Consider the following 17,641-nt stretch of genomic DNA (forward strand, 5'->3'; position numbering starts at 1 on the left):
GTGCGTGCTCCCGGCGTGCCGGGCGGAAGCCCGCGTACTGGACGTACTCGGGCTTCCGCCCGGTGCGGCGGGAGTGCGTGCCGGACACCGCGAGGCAGACGGGAGTTCGACGACAGGCCCTGGGGCCGGGCGGGCGTCCCCGACCCCGTCCGCCCGCGGAGCGACCCGCATCACACGCCGAGGCCCGTGACCTCGACCGTACGGGGCGGTAACTTCGCATGCGGTCCCGCAACGACGCACCCCTTGGAGTCCCGATGCCCGAAGCCGTCATCGTTTCCACCGCCCGTTCCCCCATCGGGCGCGCCGGCAAGGGGTCGCTCAAGGACGTCCGTCCGGACGACCTGACCGCGCAGATCATCCAGGCCGCGCTCGCCAAGGTCCCCGGGCTGGACCCGCGCGAGATCGACGACCTGATGCTGGGCTGCGGCCTCCCGGGCGGCGAGCAGGGCCACAACCTGGGCCGCATCGTGGCCGTGCAGATGGGCATGGACCACCTGCCGGGGCTCACCGTCACTCGCTACTGCTCCTCGTCCCTGCAGACCTCCCGGATGGCCCTGCACGCCATCAAGGCGGGCGAGGGCGACGTCTTCATCTCCGCGGGCGTCGAGACCGTCTCCCGGTTCGTGAACGGCTCCTCGGACGGCATGCCGGGCACCCACAACCCGTTCTTCGCCGACGCGGAGGCCCGTACGGCCGCCGTCGCGCAGAGCGAGGGCGCCTCCTGGAGCGACCCGCGGGAGGCCAGCCTGGTCCCGGACGCGTACATCTCCATGGGGCAGACCGCCGAGAACCTGGCCCGCCTGAAGGGCGTGACCCGCCAGGACATGGACGAGTTCGGCGTCCGCTCCCAGAACCTGGCCGAGGAAGCCATCAAGAACGGCTTCTGGGCCCGCGAGATCACCCCGGTCACCACGCCCGACGGGACGGTCGTCTCCCAGGACGACGGCCCCCGCGCCGGGGTCACCCTGGAGGGCGTCCAGGGCCTGAAGCCGGTCTTCCGCCCCGACGGCCGGATCACCGCGGCCAACTGCTGCCCGCTGAACGACGGCGCCGCCGCGCTGGTCATCATGAGCGACACGAAGGCCCGCGACCTGGGCCTGACCCCGCTGGCCCGGATCGTGTCCACCGGTGTCACCGGCCTCTCCCCCGAGATCATGGGCCTGGGCCCGGTCGAGGCGTCCAAGCAGGCCCTGAAGCGGGCCGGCCTGACCGTCGACGACATCGACCTGTTCGAGATCAACGAGGCCTTCGCGGCCCAGGTCATCCCGTCCTACCGGGACCTGGGGATCCCGCTGGACAAGCTGAACGTCAACGGCGGGGCCATCGCCGTCGGTCACCCGTTCGGGATGACCGGCGCGCGCATCACGGGAACCCTGATCAACGGCCTCCAGTTCCACGACAAGCAGTTCGGCCTGGAGACCATGTGCGTGGGCGGCGGCCAGGGCATGGCCATGGTCATCGAGCGGCTGAGCTGAGCTGTAGCGGAGGGTGGGGGCCGCCCCGAGGCACGAGGGACGGCACCCGCCCGCAGCGAAGGCGAAGCGGAACGCGACCGAGAAGACAGCGGCTGAGCTGAGCCGCAGGCGAAGCGGAACGCGCCGTCGCGGAGGGTGTCCCGGTCGTCACCATGTGCCCCGTTCGGGGGGCGATCAAGGCGGAACCCCTGACGCCGCAAGGGATACTCCAGACGAGTGAGCTCTACTGACCCCGGATCTAACCCCGTCGCGGCCGACCTGTGACCGAATCTCCCCCAGGATGTGACCTTTGTCCTGGGGGATCGGCATTTGCCCAGCTCAGGCACCCTCCCCCCGGTGCCCCGAGGACGAAAGACCTGTCCAATTCATGACGTAATGCACTGCACGCCATTCCCAGCAGAGGACAAGCTGATGTAGGAAGTCGGGGGATCGAATCAATCGGGAGTTAGTCAGTGAGCGCCATGTCTCTTGCCCTGCTGCTGACCACGGCCGCTGCCACGGCCGTGGGCGCTGCTGCGCTGCACGCCGTACACGGGCTGCGCAAGCAGGTCACCGCCCTGCGCGGTGAACTGGCCCTGCCGGCCCGTCCGCGCACCGCGGCCGTCCCGCACGCCCGCAGCGCCGTGGAGTCCCCCGCCGCCGAGATACGAGCCGCCGTGGCCGAAGCCCTCGCCGAGGAGCGCGAGCGCGAGCTGGCCGAGGCGCGGGCGTTCTGGGCCGCGCAGGAGGCCCGTGACGCCGCCGACGCCCCCTCGCTGCTGGGCGGTCTGCCCGGGCTCGGCGAGGACAGCCCGGTCTTCCTGCCCCGGCAGGCGGACCTGGTCGGGCTGGAGCCGGTGCTCGGCGAGGACTTCGCGGACGAGTACCCGGAGGACTCGGCCGAACTCGCCGCGGCCCGCCGTCGCCACCCCTCGCACCCCGACTTCGTGCCGGTCCAGTCCCACCACGGTGCGGACCACGAGCGCACGGTGAGCCGCCTGGAGGAGCTCGCGGAGGCCCGTACGGCCCTCGCGGACGTCCGGCCGGGCCCGCTGGGCACCCTGGACGTGTACGTCTTCACGGACGGCACCACGCTCTGCATGACCCCGGGACACCGGGAGACGGCCGAGCGCCTCTCCGAGGCCCTGCGGGCGGGCACCGCCCCGATCCTGCTGGGCGGCTCCGGCATTTCCGGCGCGTACGCGCTGACCTTCTCCTGCGGTGACTCCGAGGACCCCGAGAGCAACGTCTACATCCTGGCGGACCGCGTCATCGCATCGCTCTGACTTCCGCCGCTCCCACCAGCGCCACGGCCTCGTCCAGCAGTACGGACGGGGCCGTTCCCGTGTCGTCCGGGCAGGTGCGCAGGGCCTCCGCGAGGTCCAGGCCGGTCACCGACAGCTGGTCCCCCACGACGAAGATCCCCGCGTCCGGCACCACGCGCGCGGGCGCCGGAGCCGCCCCCTGCGGGGCCCGTCCCGCGGCCTCCTCCAGCCGCTGCGCCCGTTCGGCCAGTTCCCGGGCCAGGGCCAGCCCCTCGGCCGCCGCGCCGCGTTGGAGGCGGCTCTGCGGCGCCGCCCTCAGGCGGTCGGCGAATCGTTCCACGGCGACGGTCAGGGGTGAGGTATCGAGCACCCGGCCGACCTTACGCGCCGCTACCGCGCCATTGCCAACGGGCGAACTCGCCGGCACGGTGGCGTGAAGGGAACAGCACGGCAACACCTCCGGAGGCGCCCATGTCCGTAGAGTTCTCCGAGCAGACCCACCGCAACATGATCGACAGAATCCCGCAGAGCACCGGTCGTGAGATCTCCGACTGGCTCCGTGCCGTCGACGAGGGCCCGTCCCTCCTCCGGTTCGAGGAGAAGGTCAGCTGGCTGCGCGGCGCGCACGAGCTGTCGCACGGCCAGGCCAAGGCGATCATCCACGAGCACGACCTGCGCAGAGCCGCCCGCCGGTTCGGCTGAGGCTCCCGCCACGGCCGCCGCCACGGCCTTCAGGCCCCCCGAAGCCCGTTCCCCGACCTCCTCGTCCGCCCACGTCCCGACGTCCGTCCCGATACGCGGGAAGGCCCCGCGAGCCGTGCTCGCGGGGCCTTAGCCGTACTGGGGTGCCGGGGTGCCGTGAGGCGGTCCGGCTAGTCGTTGCCCGAGAGGATCTGGAAGATGCGGAGCATCTCGATGTAGATCCACACGAGGGTGGTGGTGAGTCCGAAGGCGGCCAGCCAGGCCTCCTCGCGCGGGGCGCCGTAGGCGACGCCGTCCTCGACCTGCTTGAAGTCGAGGGCGAGGAAGCAGGCGCCCAGGATGATGCCGATGACGCCGAACAGGATGCCCAGGGGGCCGCTGCGGAGTCCGAGGCCGTCACCGCCCACGATGAGCGAGATCAGCAGGTTGGTCAGCATCAGGAGCATGAAGCCCACGGCCGCGGCCATCACGAAGCCCGTGAACCGGCGGGTGACGCGGATCCAGCGCATCTTGTAGGCGAAGAGCACGCCCGCGAAGACGCACATCGTGCCCATGACGGCCTGGATGACCACACCGGCACCGAAGTACGTGCTGGTGGCCGAGCTGATGACGCCGAGGAAGACGCCCTCGAAGGCGGCGTACGCCAGGATGAGACCCGGCGAGGCCTTGGCCTTGAAGGACTGGATCATCGCGAAGACGAACGCCACGAGCATCGCGCCGATGGCGATGCCGTACGACACGTTCAGGTTGGCCGCGTCGACCGGGAGGAAGATCCAGGCCATCGCCGCCGTCAGGACCAGGGTGCCGAGCGTCATGGCCGTACGGCTCACGACGTCGTCGATGGTCATCGCGTTGCTGTTGACCGGCGCCGCCGGCATCCCCGTGGTGGGGTCGGTGGCGTAGGGGTTCGTCGCGTACGGGTTGGTCGCGGTCCCGGCCTGCGCGTGCTGCGCCTCGAAGCCCGCGTAGCCGCCGTTGTCGCGGCTGAACCCCCGTCGCGAGAAGACCGGGTTACTGCTCCTCATCTCACTCCTCCATGGCCACCGTGCGCAGCCTTGTCTCCAAGAGTAATGCGCTCGCAAAAAAAGCACCCTACCGCTGGAGGAGGATCTTAGGAGAAGGCGCGGTCGGGCGCAGAGGATAAACGGAACGGCTGCTTGTGTGCCCGGAGCCGGACTTGAACCGGCACGGCCCGAGGGCCAGCGAGGTTTAAGCTCGCCGTGTCTGCATTCCACCATCCGGGCAAGGCGCCGCGGGCCCCCGTTAAAAGCCTTGAACGCTGACGCGAGCCTATCCGGAACACCCTCCGCCCCAGACGGTCGTCTATCCGATGTTGTCTGATTTTATTGGTGATTGAGGGGGCGTCAGGGCCGATAAGTCACGGTCGGCACCGTTCCGGGGGACGCCCGTCGTCCGGGCGTGATTGACGTGATTTCGCTGCCTCCCGCCACCCCCTTCCGCCACCCCCGGCCACCCCGTGCCCGTCGGGCACTGACATGGACATCCTCAGGGTGGCCGTCATACCAAAGGAGGAGTCCGGGCGATGCCCGGTCAGACTCCAGTGGGCCTGCGAACGGGCACCGCGGCTGATCCGGAACCCCCGGGGGCGCCGTGAGGATGGAACCGTCCCGCCGTTCCGCAGTCCGCCCGACAGGAGTCCCCCCTTGACCGCCACGAACTACGCCCCGCACACCCTCCAGGCCTCGGCCGCCCGTGCGACGCAGTTGTCCAAGGTGTACGGCCAGGGTGAGACCCAGGTCGTCGCGCTGGACAACGTCTCCGTCGAGTTCGCGCAGGGACAGTTCACCGCGATCATGGGCCCGTCGGGCTCCGGCAAGTCCACGCTGATGCACTGCGTCGCCGGACTGGACACCTTCTCCTCCGGCTCGGTCCGCATCGGGGACACCGAGCTCGGCTCCCTCAAGGACAAGCAGCTGACCCAGCTGCGCCGGGACAAGATCGGCTTCATCTTCCAGGCCTTCAACCTGCTGCCGACCCTGACGGCCCTGGAGAACATCACGCTGCCGATGGACATCGCGGGCCGCAAGCCCGACAAGCAGTGGCTGGACACCGTGATCGCGATGGTCGGCCTCTCCGAGCGGCTCTCGCACCGGCCGACCCAACTCTCCGGCGGCCAGCAGCAGCGCGTGGCCGTGGCCCGCGCCCTGGCCTCCCGTCCCGAGATCATCTTCGGTGACGAGCCGACCGGAAACCTCGACTCCCGCTCCGGCGCGGAGGTGCTCGGCTTCCTGCGCAACTCGGTCCGCGAGCTCGGCCAGACCGTCGTCATGGTCACCCACGACCCGGTCGCCGCCTCCTACGCGGACCGCGTCATCTTCCTCGCCGACGGCCGCATCGTCGACGAGATGGCCAACCCCACCGCCGACGGCGTGCTCGACCGGATGAAGGCCTTCGACGCCAAGGGCCGCACCAGCTGACCCCGGGGCCGCCACCGCCCGGCGCACTCCGCGCGTCCCCGGCCCCCGGCCCCCGAAGCCCTCCTCCAGACTTCCAGCCCACCAGGACTGATATCCCCATGTTCCGTACCGCCCTGCGCAACGTCCTCGCGCACAAGGCCAGGCTGCTGATGACGGTGCTCGCCGTCACCCTCGGCGTCGCCTTCGTCTCCGGCACCCTCATCTTCACCGACACGCTCAGCAAGGCCCTGTCCGGCCAGTCGGCCAAGAGCTACGACGGCATCGCCGTCTCCGTCACCTCGTACGGCCAGAGCCGCAACGAGGAGGGCCAGAAGGAGGGAGACCCGGGCATCAGCCGGGAGACCCTCGACAGGATCAAGGCCGTCAAGGGCGTCGACACGGTCTCGGGCCGCGTGTCCGGCTTCGCCGGCGTCGGCGACGAGGACGGAAAGCTGATCGGTTCGGGCTGGGCCAACAAGGGCTCCAACTACGCCCCCGTCAAGGACGGCAAGGACCCCCGTTACACCTTCACCGGTGGCACCGGCCCCACCAAGGACGACCAGATCGCCCTCGACAAGGAGACCGCCGCCAAGGGCAAGTACGAGGTCGGCGACAAGGTCCGCGTCGCCACCAACGGCCCGGTCCGCGAATTCTCCCTCACCGGCGTCTTCACCACCGAGGACGGCGCCGTGAACGCGGGCGGCAGCCTGGTGCTCTTCGACACCAAGGTCGCCCAGGAGCTCTACCTCCAGCCCGGCTTCTACGACGAGGTCTCCATCGCCGCCAAGGCCGGCACCTCCGCCGAACAGGTACTGGCCGACGTCAAGCCCCTCCTCGCCAAGAACGCGAAGGCGCAGACCGGCGTCGCGCTCGCCGCCGAGGAGGCCGAGAACATCAAGAAGCAGATGAGCGGCATGAGCACCATGCTGCTCGCCTTCGCCGGCATCTCCCTCTTCGTCGGCGTCTTCCTCATCTACAACACCTTCACCATGCTGGTCACCCAGCGCACCAAGGAACTCGCCCTGCTGCGCGCCGTCGGCGCCAACCGTGGTCAGGTCATGCGCTCGGTCCTCGCCGAGGCCCTGGTCGTCGGCGCCCTCTCGGCCGCCATCGGCCTGGTCAGCGGCATCGGCCTGGCGGCCGGCATGCGGACCCTGATGGACTCGATCGGTGCCAAGATCCCCGGCGGCGAACTCGTGATCGCCCCCGGCACCATCGTCGCCGCGCTGGTCATCGGCGTCCTCGTCACCACCCTCGCCGCCCTGCTGCCCGCGTGGCGCACCGGCCGGATCGCCCCCGTCGCCGCGATGGGCAGCGCCCACCTGCCGGCGAGTGCCAAGTCGCTCGTGCTGCGCAACGTGCTCGGCTGCGTCATCAGCGCCCTCGGCATCGGCGTCGTGTTCCTCGGCGTCTCCATGAAGAGCGACGGCCGCATGGTCATCGGCGGCGGCGCGTTCTTCATGCTGCTCGGCATGATCGTGCTGCTGCCGCTGCTCTCGAAGCCGGTCATCGCCTCCGTGCGCCCCGCACTCCAGAAGGTGTTCGGCGTCCCCGGCAAGCTGGCCGCGCAGAACGCGGTGCGCAACCCGCGCCGCACCGCCGTCACCGCCGCCTCGCTGGCCATCGGACTGACCCTGGTCACCACCATGTCGGTGCTCGGGGTCACCATGGGCAAGGCCGTCGACCGGATGAGCACGGACAAGCTCAGGGCCGACTACAAGGTCACCATGTCCGGCGGCATCGGCAGCCTGGACCAGGCGGTCGCCGACACCCTCGCCAGGACCCCCGGTGTCGAGGCCGTCTCCGCACAGGCCGAGGGCTTCTTCAAGGTCGGCGAGTCCTACCGGTCGGCGTCGGGCGTCAACCCGGCCACCATCGGGCGGCTGCTGAACATCGAGGTCATCGGCGGTTCGCTCGACAGCCTCGTCAAGGGTGAGGTCGCGGTCGCCGAGAGCACCGCGAAGGACCAGAAGCTGACGGCCGGCTCCACCATGGACGTCACCTTCGACGACGGCCGGAAGGGCACGCTGAAGATCGGCGCGGTCTACAAGGACCTCGAAGGCCTGCTGTCCCCGTACGTCCTCGACAACAAGATCCTGGCCCAGCACAGCGAGGAGCAGTACATCCGCGAGGTGTACGTCAACACCGCGGGCGGCGAGACGAAGGCGAACCACCAGGCCGTCGTCGACGCCCTCGGCAAGAACCCGGCGATGAGCGTCGCCACCCGGCAGGACATGCGCAACGAGATGGGCGGCATGGTCAACACCGCGCTGAACATCATGTACGGCCTGCTCGGCATGGCGCTGATCATCTCGGTGCTGGGCGTGGTCAACACCCTGGCGATGTCCGTCTTCGAGCGGACCCAGGAGATCGGCATGCTGCGGGCGATCGGCCTCGACCGGAGTCGGGTCAAGAACATGATCCGCCTGGAGGCCGTGGTGATCTCGCTCTTCGGCGCGGTCCTCGGCGTGGCGATCGGTGTCTTCCTCGCATGGGCCGTGGGCACCACGCTCACCAAGTCCGTACCGAACTACGAGCTGGTCCTGCCCTACGACCGGATCGGCATCTTCCTGCTGCTCGCCGCGGTGGTCGGCGTCCTCGCCGCCATGTGGCCGGCCCGCAGCGCCGCCCGGCTGAACATGCTGACCGCCATCAAGACCGAGTAGCCCGCCGACCGGCGGTGGCAGGGACACGGAAGGGCCCCGGGGCGTTCGCCCCGGGGCCCTTCCCGTCGTTCCCGTCGCCGCCGTGGTTCCCGTGGTTCCCCGGGCCGGCGGGAGCGGCTACGGCGTGCCCCAGGTCCGCGTGCGCAGCGGCAGGTCGGCGGCGCCGCCGGTGCGCGGCCGGACCGCCAGGACCTGGTTCACGCCGAGGCGGGCGTGCTCGAAGCCGAGCGCGGAGGCCGCCATGTACAGCAGCCAGACGCGGGCCCGGCCGGGCGAGGTCAGCCGTACGGCCTCCTCCCAGTGGTCCTCCAGCCGGGTCACCCACGCGCGCAGGGTGAGCGCGTAGTGCTCGCGCAGCGATTCCACGTCGCGCACCTCGAAGCCGGCGCGCTCCAGCTCGCCGACGGTGGTGCCGAGCGGGGAGAGCTCCCCGTCGGGGAAGACGTAGGCGTCTATGAACTCGTCGATCCGGTGCGCCTCCTCGTCGGGCTCCGGAGGTCTGGCGATCTGGTGGTTCAGCAACCGGCCGCCGGGGGCCAGCAGGGAGTGCAGGGTGCGGGCGTACTCGCGGTAGCGGTCGGCGCCGACGTGTTCGGCCATCCCGATGGACGAAATGGCGTCGTACGGGCCGTCCTTGACGTCCCGGTAGTCCTGGATCCGGATCTCGACCCGGTCGGTCAGGCCCTCCTCCGCGATCCGCTTGCGGGCGTACGCGGCCTGTTCCCGGGAGAGGGTGACGCCGGTGACCCGCACGCCGTACTCGCGGGCCGCGTGCAGGGCCATGGAGCCCCATCCGCAGCCCACGTCGAGGAGCCGGGTGTCGGGGGTGAGGTCCAGCTTCCGACAGACCAGGTCGAGCTTGTCCCGCTGCGCGTCCTCCAGGGTGCCGCCGGGCGTCCAGTAGGCGCACGAGTAGACCATCGAGGGCCCGAGCACGTGCTCGTAGAACTCGTTGCCCACGTCGTAGTGGTGGCTGATGGCCTGGCGGTCGCGGCCCTTGGAGTGCGCGGGCCCCCCGCGGCGCGCCGTCTCCTCGGGCGGCGGGGCGGGCGCGGTCCACGGGCGCGCCAGGGTCACCAGCTCGCGTACGGCGGCCCGTACGTCCGGGTCGCGGAGCAGCGCCGCCGTGTCGACCGCGCCGGTGGCCCGCGCGGGCAGGAACGGGCGCAGCGCGGCCATCTTGGCCAGTCCGGTGGGCGGGGTGGTCGGCGAGGGCGCCGGGGCGGCTTCCCGCTCCCACAGCAGGCCGCCCACCCGGTCCAGCAGTTCGAAGAGGTCGCCCTCCACGGTCAGGTCGCCGGCGACCCAGGCGCGGGCCAGGCCGAGCTCGCCCGGCTTCCACAGCATGCGGCGCAGTGCGCGCCTGTTGGTCAGGACGAGGACGGGGCCCGTCCCGGGGCCGGCCTCGGTGCCGTCCCAGGCCCGTATGCGGACGGGCAGGGGGGCGCCCAGCAGTGTTTCGGCAAGAGCGGCCAGCCGCGGCGCGGCGTCGGTCATCGCAGGCACCTCCAGAAGTTCCGACCGAACGGCCTACCCACTTCGGATCCGCGCCAATCAGCGGCTGGTTCCTCCGGGTAGGCCGAAGGGGCCGCCCGCACCACGGATGGCGGGCGGCCCCTTCGGGGACGTACTGGTCGTGCTCAGGTTCCTGCCGGGCTGCGCCGGGTCAGGAGGCCTTGGCCTTCTCGGCCGGTGCGGCGGCGGCCGCGGGGGCCGGAGCCGGCTTGGCGGCCTCGTAGAACTCCTCGCGCGGGGTTTCGAGGGCTCCGAGGGAGACCACCTCGCGCTTGAGGAACATGCCGAGGGTCCAGTCGGCGAAGACACGGATCTTGCGGTTCCAGGTCGGCATGGCCATGCCGTGGTAGCCACGGTGCATGTACCAGGCGAGCCGGCCCTTGAGCTTGATCTTCATCTTGCCCATGACGATCATCGCGACGCCCTTGTGGAGGCCGAGGCCCGCCACCGCACCCTTGTTGGAGTGCTCGTACGTCTTCTGCGGGAAGCCCCGCATGCCCGAGATCACGTTGTCGCCGAGGACCTTGGCCTGACGCAGCGCGTGCTGGGCGTTCGGCGGGCACCAGGCGTTCTCCACGCCGGCCTTGCGGGAGGCCACGTCCGGAACCTGGGCGTTGTCGCCCGCGGTCCAGATGTAGTCCGTGCCCTTGACCTGGAGGGTCGGCTCGGCGTCGACGTGGCCGCGCGGACCCAGCGGCAGGCCGTAGCGGGCGAGCACCGGGTTCGGCTTGACGCCGGCGGTCCAGACGATGGTGTTGGAGTCGACCTCAAGGCCGTTCTTCAGCACCACGTGGCCGTCCACGCAGGAGTCCATGGAGGTGTTGAGGTAGATCTCGATGCCGCGCGACTCCAGGTGCTCCTTGCCCCAGGTGCCGAGCTTCGGCCCGACCTCGGGAAGGATCTTGTCCGCGGCGTCGACCAGGACGAAGCGCATGTCCTCGCGCTTGATCGTGGCGTAGTACTTCGCGGCGTCGCGGGCCATGTCCTCGACCTCACCGATGGTCTCCGCGCCGGCGAAGCCGCCGCCGACGAAGACGAAGGTGAGGGCCTTGCGGCGGACGTTCTCGTCCGTCGTGGACTCGGCCTTGTCGAGCTGTTCGAGTACGTGGTTGCGCAGGCCGATGCCCTCTTCCACGCCCTTCATACCGATGCCCTGTTCGGCCAGGCCGGGGATCGGGAAGGTGCGGGAGACGGCGCCGAGCGCGATCACCAGGTAGTCGAAAGGCAGCTCGTACGCCTCGCCGACGAGCGGCGTGACGACGGCGACCTTGCGGTCCTGGTCGATGGTCGTGACCCGGCCGGTGAGGACCTCTGCCTTGGGCAGCACGCGTCGCAGCGGGACGACGACGTGCCGAGGCGAGATGCTGCCTGCGGCCACTTCGGGGAGGAAGGGCTGGTAGGTCATGTACGAGCGCGGGTCGACGACCGTGACGGTCGCCTCGCCGTAACGCATCTTCTTCATGATGCGCTTGGCTGCGTACAGGCCTACGTACCCACCTCCTACAACGAGGATCCTGGGACGCTCCGTGGTGCTCATGAGAATGAGTATCCAGCACCCTCAGGGGTGACGCTCGTGAGCCCCTTCACAAGGTGATGGGGCACCTCTGCTACACTCCGCGGCCCACGTGACCCAGATCATGGGTCGGAGCGGGAACCGAGGGGTGGCCGGAATCGTTGTTCACCCGTCCTGAACTGGCCTCCAGGCCGGTGAGCGGAGTAGACCACCGGGTTGGTGGATACCTACCGGCGACCCCACCCGATGTCCACTGTTCGCACGAACACCCTCACGAAACCCGCATGCCGGCCACCAACCGGCCCCATTGGGGGCCCGCGGGCTCATATTCCTTGTGAAGAACTTCACGAAGTTCATGTGGACAGGGGGACTTTCGGCCCCCGGAAAGGCCGTTGGGGGCCGGCCGCACGTCCTGCGCACTGCCGCCGCACTGATCGTTCTCGCCCGGACCGCGATCCTCCGGCCGGGCCGGAGGGCTGGAGGGCCGGCGGAGCCGCGGCTGATCAGTCGCGGAGCCGGATCACCGATCGGGTCCGGGGCCCCTCGATCGCCGACGGGTCCAGTACCGGCCTGGGCCGGGCCCTCGCGGCCGCGAGCCTGATCTGCTGCCGACCCGCCAGGGCGGCCCGCCACTGCCCGAGGCCCGGGCGCGTGCCGTGGGCGCCGGCGGCCTGCTCGAAGAGCACCAGGACGGCGGCGACCTTGCGGTCGTCGTCGAGGACCCCGGGCAGCGGGACCAACGGTCGGCCCGGCATCACGTAGGCGTCCTGCGCCAGGATCCTCCCGATCACCAGGGCCGCCTTGTAGCGGTCGCTGTCGACGGTGACCGTCCCCGCCGGCGCGAGCGGGTCGTTCCAGTCAGGGGTGTCCGCCTGGGCCAGCACGGGGTCGCTGCCGCTCAGCCGGATGCCGTCGCAATCCAGCAGGTGGACGGCCGGGGCGGGACGGACCGTCCACAGCACGTTGGCCTGCGACAGGTCCCCGATCACCAGGCCCGTCGCGTGCAGCCGGTCGACGAGCTCGACGAACGCGACCACCAGGGCGTACCGCTCGGCGGGCGTCGGCTGGAGCAGCCCCTGCCAGGGCGCCTTCACCCCGCGGATCAGGTACTGCAGCTCCGTCAGCCGCATCGTGCCGTCGCCGGCGGGCCACCGCATGGTGGCGGGCGCCTCGTTCATGAGGAAGCCGGTGACCCGGCCCGCGTCGACGACCCGGCACAGCGGCCACGCGGCCGAGGCGTCCAGCCGGTCCCGCTCCGCCGGCGTCAGGGCCAGGCGTACGGAGACCAGGCCGGACAGGGCGTCGCCGGCGACGAGGTGCGGCTCGCGGTAGCTCTTGTAGAGCACCCCCGGCTGCCCTTCGAGGGTGCTCACCTCGCCCTGGCCGCCGTCACCGACCTTCTTCAGCGGGCGCAGCGAGGAGAGCGGTACGTCGGCTCCGTCGGCGACGGTCATGCTCCCGCCTCCCACAGGCACACGGCGGTGCGGTCGTCGTCGTAGGACTTGACCCGGAACTGGAGCTGCCAGAGGAAGTCGGCCAGGCCCGGCGGGGGCTCGGCCGGTCCCCAGACGCGGCCCAGGAAATCGCGGATGCCGGGGTCCCCGCCGAGCGGGTTGGACAGACCGTCCGTGCACAGCACGAGCACGTCCCCGGGGCGGGTGGTGAAGAGGTCGGTCTCGGCGTGCCGGGTGGAGGGCAGGGCGGCGGTGCCCGTGTCGATGACCCCGTCCCCGGCGGGCGCGCCGCGGCCGTCCGGGGTCCGGGGGGTGGCGCGGGCGTCCGGGTACCAGGTTCCGTCCCGGAGCAGGGCCGTGCCGCCGTCGCCGACGGTGAGCAGGGCCCGGACGCGGACGGCCGGATCCAGGGGGACGAGGAGCACTCGCAGGGTGGTCGCGTACTCCCGGGGCTCGTGCCCGGCGGCCCCGGCGGCGCGCACGAGGGCGTCGGCGATCCGGCCGGCGGCGGAGTCGGCCAGCCCGTTCAGGCCCCGCCGGTTGCCGGTGCGCAGGCACTCGGAGAGTTCCTCGGCGTAGTCGTCCAGGAGGCGTACGGCCTCCCGGCAGGCCAGCGCCGAGCCCAGGTGGGAGCGGGGGGCGGAACCGACTCCGTCCGCGACGCCGAGCAGGAGCAGCCCGGCCGTGTCCTCGGCGTCCCCGAGCCGGGCCACGACGAGCGAGTCCTGGCGGGGCTCGGCGTAGTAGCGGTGGGAGTCGCCGCGCACGGAGGCGGCCCGGACGGTGAACGGCCCGTGCGCGGCCCCGTCGAGGACGGTGTCGGGCACGGCCGCGGCCTCCGCGTCGGCCCGGGCGGCGGAGGCCCGGCCCGGATCCGGCGCGTACCGCGGAGGCCGCGGCCCGCCGAACTTCGGATCCCCCCACCGCCGGACGGCTGCGCCGGGCGGGTGCGGGGGCGGGTCCTGGGGCGCGGGGTACCGGGACTGCGGCAGGTACGAGGGCTCCGGTTGGTACGGAGGCTCCGACCGGGGCGCGGAGTACGGGGCCTCCGGCTCGTACGGGGGCTCCGACCGCGGCGCGGGATACGGGGCCTCCGGCTCGTAGGGAAGCTCCGACCGCGGCGCGGAGTACGGGGCCTCCGGCAGGTGTGGGGGCTCCGACCGGGGCGCAGGCTGCGGGGCCTGCGGCAGGTAGGGAGGCTCCGACAGCGGCGCGGAGTACGGGGCCTGCGGCTCGTACGGCGGCTCCGACCGGGGCGGGGCTGCCGGGGGCGGTTCGGCGTGAGGTGGGCCGACCGGGATCCGTGGGTCCTGGTGGGGCGGCGGAGCGGAATGGAGCGGCACCACGGCACGAGCGGCTCGGGTCGGTGGCTGCGGCTGGAGCCGCTGCCGCAGCGGGGCTCCGCCTCCGGCGGTGGGTACCTGGGTGCGCGGCCTGGGAGGCCGGGTCGGCTGCGGAGGGGCGGGCGGGGCAGGGGGTACGGGCGGGTACAGGGGGTACTCCGTATCGGCCTCGGTCACCGGGCCGGCCGGCTCCGGCCCGGGCGGGCCCTGGCGCCAGGCCGGTTCGGCCGGTTCGCCCGGCTCGACCGGCTCCGGGTACGCCCGGGACTCCGCTCGGCCCGGGTCCGCCGCGTGCGCCCCGTACCCCCCTCCGGTGCGCTCCACCGGGTACGCGGGGGCGTGCGGCTCCTCGGGCTCCGCCGGCTCGGCCCGATCCGACGGTTCCCGCCAAGGCCGCGCGTCCGCCTTCTCGGCCGCTTCCGGCGGGGCCGGCCGATCGGGGGCCCGGGTCGGCTCCGTCGGTTGCCGCACCTCCGTCGGTTCCTGCGGCTCCTTCGATCCCGTCGGCTCCGCGGGACCGGTCGCTTCCTGTCGCATGGTGGCCCTCAGAGCTTGTCGAGCGGGACGGTCATGAAGCCGGGCACGGTCTCGTCGATCACGAGGTTGAACGTGTCGTTGCCGTTGGCCGTGATGCTGCTCGCGGAACGCACGATGGACCGGGTCAGGCTGGCCGCGAACTCGCGCAGCGCGGCGGCGGGCGAGACGTTCCTGTCCTCCTGGATGAAGGCCCGGAAGTTCGCGACGTGGCCGATCGTCGCCCGGTCGGCCTCGCCGATGCCGAAGGCGATGATGTTCGGCCGGTAGCGCGCCTCGATGAGTTCCTTGTGGGCCTGGATCCAGTCCTCGTCGGTGGGGCCGCCGTCGGAGAGGAAGAAGGCCACCGGCCGGTAGACCTCGTGCCCCTGCGCCTTCAGCGCGGCGACGTCCGTCTCGATGCAGCGCAGCAGCGTGCGGAAGGCTTCTCCGTAGGCGGTCAGGCCGCCGGCGGAGAGCGCCGGGAGGGTGTCGAGGTCGCTCAGGTCGGCCAGCGACTGGAGCACGGTGGCGTCGTCCGAGAAGCCGATCAGGCAGAAGCGGGTCTTGTCGGCGACCGTCGGGTTGGTGCTGATCTCGTTGTGGAGTTCGGGCAGGGCGCTGTTGATGCTGTCGATCGAGGGCCCGGCCATCGAGCCCGACTCGTCGCACACCAGGTAGAAGGGAAGGATCTGCACGGTCTCGCGCCTCCGGGAAGTGGGAGTCAGTAGGTGTAGAAGTAGATTTCGAGCTCCGCGTGGCCGCCGGCCGGGCCCTGTACGAAGAAGTCCCGGGTGGTGGCGCCGGTGAACATCTCCGGACGTGCCTGGGCCAGCAGGGAGTTGACGCGTCGGGCGTAGTCGACGCCCGAGCCGACCTCCGGGCTGCGGCCGAAGGTGAGGACGAAGGCCGCGGTGCGGCCCTTGTGCGCTTCGGTCCGCTCCCGGAGCTGGCGCACGATGCGGTCCGTGTCACCCGCAGCCGCGTCGAACGCGAGTTCCACGGCCTGCCGCTCGACGGCCCGGGGGCCCGAGGGCGTCGGCGAGGGGCTCGGGGAGGCGCTCGGGCTCGGGGAGGGCCCCGGCTTCTTCGCCGTCGCCGCCTTCACCGGGTCGCCCTGGTCCCCCATCGCCACCAGGGCCAGGACCAGGAGCATGTCGGCGAACAGCCAGCCGGCGAGCGTCAACGGGTTGAACCGCGGCCGGCGCGGCCTCGTCATCGGGTGTCCGCCCGGGTCCGGTCCGCGGCCCGCTCGTGGTGACCGTCCTCGGTCTTCGCCAGGTTCACGGCGGGCGCGTGATCGGCCCGTGCGGCGACCGCGTCGTGGAGGAACGCGCCGGGAACCGCGTCGACCGGTTCCGGAGCCGCCGGAACCCGGGCCGCCGGGGCCGCGGCGGCGAAGTCGGCCGCCGCCCGGGACACGGCCTCGGCGAGTTCCGCGAAGCGTTCGGCGGCCCGGCGCAGCGCCTCCGTCTGCCCGTCCAGCCCGAGGACCGCCCGCTGCGAGAGCTCCACCGCGCGGGCCGTGCTCTCCGTGACCTCGCCCAGGCGGGCGAGGACCCGGGCCGAGACGTCCGCTGCGACCTCGGTGCCGGTGGTGAACGACCGCTGGGCGGCGGCGAGTACCGTCACCGAGTCCTCGACCCGTTCCCCGGCGGCGCCCAGGGCGTCCCGCACCTCGCCGCTGACCGCGCGCACGTCCTCCAACGCCCGGCGCACCATGACGCCGCTGCCGTTCACCGCGGATTCCAGGAGCGCCCCGCTGCGCTCCAGCGGTTCGTTCAGCGACTCGACGGCCTTGCTCACCTCGGCGCCGTTGGCCGTCACGGCGGATTCCACCCGGGTGACGGCCCGCTCCAGCGGGAGCACGGCGGCGTCGACGGAGGCGAGGCGGTTGCCCGCGTTCTCGACGGCGTCGGAGACGGCCGTGACCGCCGTGTTCAGCTGCCGGTGGGCGCGGACCGCCTTGTCGCCGAGCTTGCCGAGGGTGGTGGCAGCCTCGGTGAGTTCGGCCGTGAATCGCTGCGGGGAGGACAGCCGCCGCTCGTTGAGCAGCAGTTGGGCCCGGGTCAGTACGGGGACGAGCCGGGCCAGGAGTTCGTCGGCGGTGCGGCGGGCGTCGTCGGCGCGGCGTTCCGTACGGGTGCGGCGTACCCCGTGGACGGCCGCGAGGAGGACCAACAGGACGATCACGAAGGTGGCGGAGCCGGCGACGTGCCCGAAGGTGGCCCAGGAGCCGAGCCGGCCCTCGAAACCCGACTGCCAGAGCTGGAGGAAGGGCCGGCCGGCAGCGGCCGGGTCGGCGCCGATCAGCGCCTCGTAGGCGGTGGTGGCCCGGGAGAGGCCGAGCCAGGTGAGCAGCAGGGGTAAGAACACCAGGCAGCCGATGCCCACCTCCAGATGGGCCCAGGCCCGGTGTTCCGGTTCCTCGGCCAGGACTGCCCGCACGCTCTCCTCCCGGGCGAAGGCCTGGAGGAGGTCGAGTTCGGTCCAGGGTTCGAGGTCCCCGTCGCCGAGGCCCCGGAGGGCGTCGGCGAGTGCTGTCAGCTCGTCCCGCCGGGACCCCAGTCCCGGGTGCGCGGCGAGGTCGTCGAGCTGCGAGGCGACCGCGGACGGCGTCGCCAGTGCCCCAACGGGCATTTCCACCCCCATGGAAGACGCGGGGTGGCGGGCCGTACGTCCGAACGACCGTACGAAAGCCGCGTCCCACCCCCTGCCCGCCCGGGTGGCGACCCTCGGCGGCGCGCTCGGATCATAGCCCAACCCGATGATCCGTCATATGATCCTCCATCAACTGAT

At 71.8% G+C, this 17,641-nt stretch carries 14 protein-coding genes and 1 tRNA gene; 5 read left to right on the forward strand and 10 right to left on the reverse strand.

Features of this window, described 5'->3' with window-relative positions; all coding sequences use genetic code 11:
• Nucleotides 1-254: 254 nt before the first annotated feature.
• Entirely contained in the window at nucleotides 255-1,475 is a 1,221-nt protein-coding gene (locus ACZ58N_RS12875; protein ID WP_471158354.1) for an acetyl-CoA C-acetyltransferase, read from the forward strand.
• 461 nt (nucleotides 1,476-1,936) lie between these two features.
• Nucleotides 1,937-2,740, forward strand: coding sequence for a hypothetical protein (locus ACZ58N_RS12880; protein ID WP_471158356.1), 804 nt, complete (start codon nucleotides 1,937-1,939; stop codon nucleotides 2,738-2,740).
• On the opposite strand, the gene ACZ58N_RS12885 is transcribed toward ACZ58N_RS12880, so the two are convergent.
• Nucleotides 2,724-3,089, reverse strand: coding sequence for a hypothetical protein (locus tag ACZ58N_RS12885; RefSeq protein ID WP_471158358.1), 366 nt, complete (start codon nucleotides 3,087-3,089; stop codon nucleotides 2,724-2,726). The genes ACZ58N_RS12880 and ACZ58N_RS12885 overlap by 17 nt on opposite strands.
• 101 nt (nucleotides 3,090-3,190) lie before the next feature.
• Between ACZ58N_RS12885 and ACZ58N_RS12890 the strand changes: the two genes are divergently transcribed.
• On the forward strand, nucleotides 3,191-3,421 hold the full coding sequence (locus tag ACZ58N_RS12890) for a DUF4287 domain-containing protein (protein WP_281206443.1): 231 nt from the start codon (nucleotides 3,191-3,193) through the stop codon (nucleotides 3,419-3,421).
• A 170-nt stretch (nucleotides 3,422-3,591) separates the two neighbouring features.
• Here the strand turns inward: ACZ58N_RS12890 and ACZ58N_RS12895 are convergent, their stop codons facing one another.
• The gene (locus ACZ58N_RS12895; RefSeq protein ID WP_471158360.1) at nucleotides 3,592-4,446 is read right to left on the reverse strand and encodes a Bax inhibitor-1/YccA family protein; all 855 of its coding nucleotides are present in this window, start codon (nucleotides 4,444-4,446) and stop codon (nucleotides 3,592-3,594) included.
• 137 nt (nucleotides 4,447-4,583) lie between these two features.
• A tRNA-Leu gene (locus ACZ58N_RS12900) sits at nucleotides 4,584-4,665 on the reverse strand.
• 420 nt (nucleotides 4,666-5,085) lie between these two features.
• Here ACZ58N_RS12900 and ACZ58N_RS12905 point away from each other — a divergent pair.
• Nucleotides 5,086-5,859 carry an ABC transporter ATP-binding protein gene (locus ACZ58N_RS12905; RefSeq protein ID WP_471158362.1) on the forward strand — a complete coding sequence of 258 codons (774 nt, stop codon included), beginning with the start codon at nucleotides 5,086-5,088 and terminating at the stop codon, nucleotides 5,857-5,859.
• Nucleotides 5,860-5,957: 98 nt separating this feature from the next.
• Nucleotides 5,958-8,504, forward strand: coding sequence for an ABC transporter permease (locus tag ACZ58N_RS12910; protein WP_471158364.1), 2,547 nt, complete (start codon nucleotides 5,958-5,960; stop codon nucleotides 8,502-8,504).
• 117 nt (nucleotides 8,505-8,621) lie between these two features.
• Here the strand turns inward: ACZ58N_RS12910 and ACZ58N_RS12915 are convergent, their stop codons facing one another.
• From ACZ58N_RS12915 to ACZ58N_RS12945, 7 genes are all read right to left on the reverse strand, one after another.
• On the reverse strand, nucleotides 8,622-10,001 hold the full coding sequence (locus tag ACZ58N_RS12915) for a class I SAM-dependent methyltransferase (protein ID WP_471158367.1): 1,380 nt from the start codon (nucleotides 9,999-10,001) through the stop codon (nucleotides 8,622-8,624).
• 169 nt (nucleotides 10,002-10,170) lie between these two features.
• On the reverse strand, nucleotides 10,171-11,556 hold the full coding sequence (locus tag ACZ58N_RS12920) for an NAD(P)/FAD-dependent oxidoreductase (RefSeq protein WP_389707459.1): 1,386 nt from the start codon (nucleotides 11,554-11,556) through the stop codon (nucleotides 10,171-10,173).
• 479 nt (nucleotides 11,557-12,035) lie between these two features.
• Nucleotides 12,036-12,986 (reverse strand): hypothetical protein, encoded by a 951-nt coding sequence (locus ACZ58N_RS12925; protein WP_471158369.1) that lies wholly within the window; start codon nucleotides 12,984-12,986, stop codon nucleotides 12,036-12,038.
• Entirely contained in the window at nucleotides 12,983-13,813 is an 831-nt protein-coding gene (locus ACZ58N_RS12930) for a PP2C family serine/threonine-protein phosphatase (protein ID WP_471158371.1), read from the reverse strand. The genes ACZ58N_RS12925 and ACZ58N_RS12930 overlap by 4 nt, the downstream gene beginning before the upstream one ends.
• Nucleotides 13,814-14,874: 1,061 nt before the next feature.
• Nucleotides 14,875-15,540: a vWA domain-containing protein gene (locus ACZ58N_RS12935; RefSeq protein WP_471158373.1), complete on the reverse strand. Its 666-nt coding sequence runs from the start codon at nucleotides 15,538-15,540 to the stop codon at nucleotides 14,875-14,877.
• A gap of 26 nt (nucleotides 15,541-15,566) precedes the next feature.
• Nucleotides 15,567-16,061 carry a hypothetical protein gene (locus tag ACZ58N_RS12940; protein ID WP_471158375.1) on the reverse strand — a complete coding sequence of 165 codons (495 nt, stop codon included), beginning with the start codon at nucleotides 16,059-16,061 and terminating at the stop codon, nucleotides 15,567-15,569.
• On the reverse strand, nucleotides 16,058-17,482 hold the full coding sequence (locus ACZ58N_RS12945; protein WP_471158377.1) for a methyl-accepting chemotaxis protein: 1,425 nt from the start codon (nucleotides 17,480-17,482) through the stop codon (nucleotides 16,058-16,060). The genes ACZ58N_RS12940 and ACZ58N_RS12945 overlap by 4 nt, the downstream gene beginning before the upstream one ends.
• Nucleotides 17,483-17,641: the final 159 nt, after the last annotated feature.

The organism is Streptomyces sp. NPDC040432, assembly GCF_055595445.1.